Origin of the sequence: Kineococcus indalonis (assembly GCF_009906395.1) — a bacterium.
Lineage (GTDB): Bacteria > Actinomycetota > Actinomycetes > Actinomycetales > Kineococcaceae > Kineococcus > Kineococcus indalonis.
Genome location: NZ_JAAALM010000222.1, coordinates 1 through 6164 on the forward strand (window position 1 = coordinate 1; position 6164 = coordinate 6164).

Here is a 6164-nt window from a genome sequence, read left to right on the forward strand (position 1 = left end):
CCTCCCGCCCGCGCCCGCCCGCGGCCGGCGCGGCGCCGCGCGCCCCTCCGGCGACGACCGCCGGCGCGCCATCCTGGAGACCGCCGAGCGGCTGCTGGACGAGCGCGGGTACGCCGCCGTCTCGGTGGACGACCTGGCGCGCGGGGCGGGCATCTCGCGCCCGACGTTCTACTTCTACTTCTCCTCCAAGGAGGAGGTGCTGCTGGCGCTGCTGGACCGGGTGGTGGCCGAGGCGCGGGCGCGCCGGCCGCGCACCGCCGCAGCGGGCGAGGAGCCCGCGGCCCTGCTGCGCGGGGTCATCGCCGCGGTGCACGGGGCGTTCTCCGCGCACCGCGCCGTCACCGTGGCCGCCGCGCAGGCGCGCGCCACCAGCCCGGCGGTGCGCGAGGTGTGGTCCGGCGTCATGGAGGGTTTCGCGGCCGAGACCGCCGCGCTGGTCGAGGCCGAGCGGGCGCGCGGGGCCGCCCCGCCGGGTCCGCCGGCCCGGGACCTGGCGGTGCTGCTGAACTCCATGAACGAGCGGGTGCTGGAGTCCTGCTACGCCGGCACCGGGCCGTCGGTGGACGCGGAGCACGTGGTGGACCTGCTGCTGGCGGTGTGGCTGCGCGCGGTGTACGCGCGCCCGGGACCCCCGCCGAGGACCCCGCCCGGAGGCCCCGCCTGAAGGCCCCGGCCGGGGCCGGGGACCCCCGGCCGGGCGCCCCTCACGAGACGGCGACGGCGGGCGGCGCCAGGGCGGGCACCACCACGTCGCCGTAGGCGCGCAGCGTCTGCTCCTTGGCGTCGTGCTGCAGGTACACCGCGAACTGGTCCACGCCCAGCGAGCGCAGGTCGCGCAGGCGCTGCACGTGGTGCGCGGTGTCGCCGAGCACGCAGAACCGGTCCACGACCGCGTCGGGCACGAACGCGGCGTGGGTGTTGCCGGCCCGGCCGTGCTGGTTGTAGTCGTAGCCCTCCCGCCCGGCGACGTAGTCGCTCAGCGCGGTGGGCACGCCCCCGCCGGGGCCGTAGCGCTCGACGAGGTCGGCGACGTGGTTGCCGACCATGCCGCCGAACCAGCGGCACTGCTCGCGGGCGTGCTCCAGCGCGCCGGCCGAGCCGTCGGTGACGTAGGCGGGGGCCGCCACGCACACCTTCACCTCGGCCGGGTCGCGCCCGGCGCGCTCGGCGGCCTCCTTGACCGCCTTGATGGTCCAGGCGGCGACGTCGGGGTCGGCCAGCTGCAGGATGAACCCGTCGGCGACCTCCCCGGTCAGCTGCAGCGCCTTGGGCCCGTACGCGGCGACCCACACCTGCGTGCGGTTGGCCGGGTTCGTCGCCGTCGCCCACGGCAGCCGCACCGTGCGCCCGCGGTGCTCCACGGGGCGCCCGTTGGCCAGCTCCCGGATGACGTGCACCGACTCGCGCAGCGTGGCCAGGGTGGTCGGCTCCCCCGACAGGGTGCGCACGGCGGAGTCCCCGCGGCCGATGCCGCAGATGGTGCGCGGGCCGTACATCTCGTTCAGCGTGGCGTACGTCGAGGCGGTCACCGACCACTCGCGGGTGGCGGGGTTGGTGACCATCGGCCCCACGACCACCTTGCGGGTGGCCTGCAGGATCGCCGAGTGGATCACGTACGGCTCCTCCCACAGCACGTGGGAGTCGAAGGTCCACACGTGGCTGAACCCGTACGCCTCGGCCTGCCGGGACAGCTCCACCACCCGGGCCGACGGCGGGGTGGTCTGCAGGACGACTCCGAAGTCCACGGTCCCTCCTCCCTCAGCGCAGGTACTGCGACAGGCCGCGGGGCACGTAGCGCCCGTGCCCGGGCGAGCCCTTCCAGGTGCCGCGGTCGACGACGACGCTGCCGCGCGAGAGCACGGTGCGCACCGCGCCCCTGAGCTCGAAACCCTCGAACGCGGAGTAGTCGATGTTCATGTGGTGCGTGGCCGCGCTGATGCGCGTGGTGCCGGCCGGGTCGTAGAGCACGACGTCGGCGTCCGAGCCGGGCGCGATGGTGCCCTTCCTGGGGTACATGCCGAACAACCGCGCGGGCGTGGTGGCGCACGTCTCCACCCAGCGCTGCAGCGACAGGTGCCCGTCGACGACGCCCTGGTGCACCAGGTCCATCCGGTGCTCCACCCCGCCCATGCCGTTGGGGATCTTCGAGAAGTCCCCGCGGCCGAGCTCCTTCTGGTCGTTGAAGCAGAAGGGGCAGTGGTCGGTGGAGACCACGGCGAGGTCGTCGGTGCGCAGGCCGCGCCACAGGTCCGCCGCGTGGGGCTCGCGCTTGGAGCGCAGCGGCGTGGAGCAGGCGTACTTGGCGCCCTCGAAGCTGCCCGGGCCGCCGGCGCCGAGGTGGTCCTCCAGCGTCAGGTACAGGTACTGCGGGCAGGTCTCGGCGAAGACGTTGGCGCCGGTGGTGCGCGCCCGCGCGATGCGTTCCAGCGCCTGCGAGGCGGAGACGTGCACCACGTACAGCGGCGTGCCGCCGGCCACCTCGGCCAGGGCGATGGCGCGGTTGGTCGCCTCCGCCTCCAGCGCCGCCGGCCGGGTCAGGCCGTGGAACACCGGGTCGGTGTCCCCGCGCGCCAGGGCCTGCTGCACGAGCACGTCGATGGCGGTGCCGTTCTCCGCGTGCATCATCACCAGCGCGCCGTTGTCGGTGGCGCGCTGCATGGCCCGCAGGATCTGCCCGTCGTCGGAGTAGAACACCCCCGGGTACGCCATGAACAGCTTGAAGCTGGTGACCCCCTCGTGCGCGACGAGGGAGTCCATCGCCTTCAGGGAGTCCTCGTCCACCCCGCCCAGGATCACGTGGAACCCGTAGTCGACGGCGCAGTTGCCGGCCGCCTTGGCGTGCCAGGACTCCAGGGCCGCCTCGACGACCTCCCCGGTGCGCTGCACGGCGAAGTCCACGATGGTCGTGGTCCCGCCGAACGCCGCTGCCCGGGTGCCGGTCTCGAACGTGTCGGAGGCCTCGGTGCCGCCGAACGGCATCTGCATGTGCGTGTGCACGTCCACCCCGCCGGGCAGCACGTAGCAGCCGGTGGCGTCGATGCGCGCGTCCACGGCGAGCTCCGCGCCCGTTCCCGGGGAGAGCAGCGCGGCCACGGTCTCGCCGTCGACGAGGACGTCGGTGGGCGCGGCCCCGGTCGCGGTGACGAGGGTCCCGCCGGAGATCAGCGTCCTCACGGCCGCACCAGGTCGCCGTAGGAGTCCGGGCGGCGGTCGCGGTAGAACTGCCAGTCGCTGCGCGCCTGCCGGATCAGGTCCATGTCCAGGTCGCGGATCAGCAGCTCCTCGGAGGTGCTGCTGCCCTTGTCCCCGACGAAGTTCCCGCGCGGGTCCACGACGTAGGAGGTGCCGTAGAAGTCCACGGCGTCCTCCCCGAACTCCCCGGCCTCGCGCCCCACCCGGTTCGGCACGGCCACGAAGTACCCGTTGGCGGCCGCGGCGGTGGGCTGCTCCAGCTCCCACAACCGGTTGGACTGCCCCGGCTTGGAGGCGTTGGGGTTGAACACGATCTCCGCCCCGGCCAGGCCCAGGGCGCGCCAGCCCTCGGGGAAGTGCCGGTCGTAGCAGATGTAGACGCCGATGCGCCCCACGGCGGTGTCGAACACGGGGTAGCCCAGGTTCCCCGGGCGGAAGTAGAACTTCTCCCAGAAGCGGTCCAGGTGCGGGATGTGGTGCTTGCGGTACTTGCCGAGGTACCTGCCGTCGGCGTCGACGACGGCCGCGGTGTTGTACAGGACGCCCGGCTGCTCCTCCTCGTACACCGGCAGCACCATGACCATGCCCGTCTCGGCGGCGGTGGACCGGAAGCGCTGCACGATCGGCCCGGGGACCGCCTGCGCGTACTCGTAGTAGGCGGCGTCCTGCACCTGCCCGAAGTACGGCCCGTGGAAGAGCTCCTGGAAGCAGATCACCTGTGCGCCGGCGTCGGCGGCCTGGTGGGCGTACTGCTCGTGGACCTCGACCATGGTCTCCTGGTCGCCGGTCCAGGACGTCTGGACCAGCGCGACACGCACCGTCGTCATCGCGAGCTCCTGGGGTTCGGGGGAGTCGCCCCGGCGGGTTCCCCGCGGGGTCCGAGCAGCATCGCCGCGCCCGGTCGGCGGCGGCAAGAACCCGCTGCCGCGCGATGGGCCCCGTATGGTGTGCACGTGCACAACACCGGAAACCGGGGGGAAACCGCGGTCTCCGCCGCGGTGCGCTCGCTGCTGCTGGAGCTGCTCGGCGACGTGGACCGCCTGGCCGAGCGGTTCCTGTCCCAGCTGGTGCAGGTGGTGCCCTACTCCGACGGCGCGGTGGCCCGCGAGGTCCTGCTGCGCGACGCGGTGAACACCTACGAGCGCGTCCTGCGCCGCCTGGTGGACCTGCCGGTGCCCGAGCGCCTGGTGCAGCTCTCGCGCGACGTCGGCCGCGACCGCGCCGCGCTGGACGTGCCGCTGTCCGCGGTGACGACCGGCACCCGGCTGCACTTCCGGGTGGTGTGGGAGGAGCTGGCCGAGCGGCTGCCCCCGCAGGCGCTGGCCGGCGCGGTGACGCTGCCGGTGCGGCTGTGGCAGGCGGTCGAGGAGCACTCCGCCGACGTCCAGGTCGGTTACCACGAGGCGGCCACCGCGCTGGCCTACGACCGCGAGCGCGACCGACGCCGCATCCTGGCCGCCTTCCTGGACTCCGACGGGGAGGACCCCGAGCTGCTGGCCGGTGCCGCCGCGGTGCTCGGCGCCGGCCGCTCCGACGACGTCTTCGTCGCCCTGGTGCCCCCCCGCGCGCGCGGTGCGCTGGAACCCCTGCTGCGCCACCCCGGCGCGCTGCGGCTGACCGACCACCGCTCCGGCACCCTCGTGGTCGGGCACCGCCCCCGCGGGGCCTGGCCCCTGGAGGGCCGGGGCGCGCCCGCCGTGCCGGCGCCCCTGCAGGCGGTGCCGTGCGCGGTGGGCCCCCTGGCGCGCGGCCTGGCGCGCGTGCCGCGCGCGGTGCGGGTGGCCGAGCAGGTCGCGCTCGCGCTGGCCCCCGGGTCCGCCGGCCCCGCGCGGCTGGCGCAGGTCGCGCTCGACGTCGCCGTCACCCAGCTGGGGCCGGTCGGCGAGGACGTGGCCCGCGAGGTGCTCGGGGACCTGCTGCTCGCAGCGCCCCCCGAGCGCGACCGGCTCCTGGAGGTGCTCGACGCCTTCGCCGCGACCGGGTCGGTGGCCGAGACGGCCGCGCGCACCTACTGCCACCGCAACACGGTGCTCAACCGGCTGCGGCGCGTGGGCGAGTGCACCGGGCTGGACGTCACCGTCCCGCAGCAGGCGGCGGTGCTGCTGCTGGCCGTGGCGGCCTGGCGGCGCGGGGCGCGCCCGGAGGGCTGAGGCGCCCCGGCTGCTCCACGGCCGACCGCGCCGGGGAGGTCGACGTCGCAGGGTGGGCCCGCGCGCTCGGCGCCACCGAGCACCACCTGCGCCGGGTGTTCTCCTCCCTGGCCGGCATGCCGCTGTCGCAGTGCGTGCGCCGCCGCCGCAGACCCTCGCCGCGGCCGACGTCGTGAGCGGCGGCGAGGACCTGCTGAGCATCGCCGTGCGCTGCGGGTACGGCTCCAGCGAGGCGTTCGCCCGTGCGTTCCGGGCGGTGCACGGGGTCGTCCGCGACGCACCCGCTGCGCTCGCCGCCGGCCGCCGCGGCGGAGGGCAGGGGTGGTCGTGCGTGGAGGAGACCCTGCCCGACCCGCGGGCCGAGCAGGAGCGGCTGGCGGCGAGGGCAGCGGGCGCCGGGGTCGTCGGAGGAGCGCGCACGACGTGGTTCGTCGCGATCGGTGCGGGGGTGTTCGAGACCGCGCTGGTCCTGGTGGACGGGCGGACGGGCGGACGGGCGGACGGGCGGACGGGCGGTGGCGCCCTCACCGGCGTGGCCGTCCGGCTCGTCGTGTTCACCGCCGCCGTGCTGGTGGTGCAGCGGACGTCCTCCGGCCGGCGGTGGGCCCGAGCGGTCCTGGTGGTGGCGCTGGGCCTCTTCGGCACCGCGCCGCTGACCGTGGACCCGTTCCCCTGGCTGGTGCGGGGGAACTCGCCGGCCGAGCTGGTCGGCCGGTGGGGGGCCGCCGACCTGGTCTTCGCCGGTAGCCGCGCGGTCCACGTCGCAGCCGTGCTCGGCGCTTGCGTCCTGATGCCCACCCCGTCGGCCGACCGGTGCTCCCG

Annotated in this window: 5 protein-coding genes and 1 pseudogene; 3 read left to right on the forward strand and 3 right to left on the reverse strand. The window is 75.5% G+C overall.

The features are described 5' to 3' along the window. Positions 1-664, forward strand: a 664-nt coding sequence (locus GTR00_RS11925; RefSeq protein ID WP_205705631.1) for a TetR/AcrR family transcriptional regulator, incomplete at its 5' end; no start/stop codon positions are given. A 40-nt stretch (positions 665-704) separates the two neighbouring features. Here GTR00_RS11925 and GTR00_RS11930 read toward each other — a convergent pair. The 3 genes from GTR00_RS11930 to GTR00_RS11940 are packed head-to-tail and all read right to left on the reverse strand — an operon-like array spanning position 705 to position 4019. Further along, complete coding sequence (locus GTR00_RS11930) at positions 705-1745, reverse strand: TIGR03842 family LLM class F420-dependent oxidoreductase (protein WP_166611843.1); 1041 nt, start codon at positions 1743-1745, stop codon at positions 705-707. A gap of 13 nt (positions 1746-1758) precedes the next feature. Continuing rightward, on the reverse strand, positions 1759-3174 hold the full coding sequence (gene hydA / locus GTR00_RS11935; protein ID WP_166611844.1) for a dihydropyrimidinase: 1416 nt from the start codon (positions 3172-3174) through the stop codon (positions 1759-1761). Further along, on the reverse strand, positions 3171-4019 hold the full coding sequence (locus GTR00_RS11940) for a nitrilase-related carbon-nitrogen hydrolase (RefSeq protein WP_166611845.1): 849 nt from the start codon (positions 4017-4019) through the stop codon (positions 3171-3173). The genes hydA and GTR00_RS11940 overlap by 4 nt, the downstream gene beginning before the upstream one ends. A 126-nt stretch (positions 4020-4145) precedes the next feature. On the opposite strand from GTR00_RS11940, the gene GTR00_RS25790 reads away from it, so the two are divergent. Together GTR00_RS25790 and GTR00_RS26365 are read left to right on the forward strand one after the other, a co-directional pair. Beyond that, positions 4146-5342, forward strand: a complete 1197-nt coding sequence (locus GTR00_RS25790; protein ID WP_166611846.1) for a helix-turn-helix domain-containing protein — start codon at positions 4146-4148, stop codon at positions 5340-5342. Then, positions 5339-5658 (forward strand): annotated as a pseudogene (locus GTR00_RS26365) (helix-turn-helix domain-containing protein); the annotation flags it as partial. The gene GTR00_RS25790 and the pseudogene GTR00_RS26365, both read left to right, overlap by 4 nt. Positions 5659-6164 lie beyond the last annotated feature (506 nt).